Origin of the sequence: Bacteroides mediterraneensis, assembly GCF_900128455.1 — a bacterium.
GTDB classification, from domain to species: Bacteria; Bacteroidota; Bacteroidia; order Bacteroidales; family Bacteroidaceae; genus Phocaeicola; species Phocaeicola mediterraneensis.
Genome location: NZ_LT635799.1, coordinates 1 through 869 on the forward strand (window position 1 = coordinate 1; position 869 = coordinate 869).

Genomic DNA, 869 nt, shown 5'->3' on the forward strand with positions numbered 1-869 from the left:
CACCCTCGGCGGCATAGCCGGCGCCTTCGACATGGAGGCGGAACAGACCGTCGGCGAACCTGTCTCCACGGTCTTCGCCTTCACCCGTGAAGGCAGCAAGCTCACGGCCGACCTGCGCCTGCTGGGTACGATGGGAGACGTGCAGACGCTGGTGCTGGACATCGTCTTCACCGACGGCGGACGCACACAACATACGGAGGTAGAACTGACCGAGGCCATGAAGGAGTTTAACGGCGACATGACCACCGCCTACCGTGTGACCGGAACACTGGAAACGCCCGTCGGCATGGAAGAAGGCAAGGGCGAGATTACCGGATGGGAAACGGGGGACGGAGGCGACGTTAGCGCGGAAATGTAAGACAATTAATAATTAACAATTAACAATGAATAAAATGAAGACTAAACACTTTGCACTCGCAGTGCTGGCATTGTCACTTGCCGCCTGCAACAATGAAAATGAGATTTTGAACAACGACGGTCCCGTAGCCGCACAGTTCACCGCCGACATCTATAAGGCCGTATCCACCCGCGTCAATTCGGAGGGGACCGGCTTTACCGACAAAGACTGTATCGGCATCAACAGCGAAGACATCACCAACGTGCCCTACGTGAGAGAGAACGGCCAGTTCGGGCCCAAGGGTACAACCATCTATTTCAATGACACCGAAACGAAGACCTTCAGCGCCTACTACCCGTATAGGGAGGACAGCGAATTGCAGAATGGAATCGTGTCAGTCAACACCGATCAATACGGTCAGGGCCCCGAAATAGACTTCCTTTTCGCCTCGGGAGCCACGGGCAGCACCAGCAGCCCGACGGTGAGCTTCACCGGCGAGCATGCGTTCAAGCACTGCATGAGCCTCGTCAAG

At 56.2% G+C, this 869-nt stretch carries 1 protein-coding gene and 1 pseudogene; both read left to right on the top strand.

What is annotated here, in order from left to right:
- Nucleotides 1-358 (top strand): annotated as a pseudogene (locus tag BQ7480_RS17965) (hypothetical protein); the annotation flags it as partial.
- A gap of 34 nt (nt 359-392) precedes the next feature.
- Nucleotides 393-869 (top strand): fimbrillin family protein (locus tag BQ7480_RS17525; protein WP_210436357.1); only part of this gene is annotated, 477 nt, incomplete at its 3' end.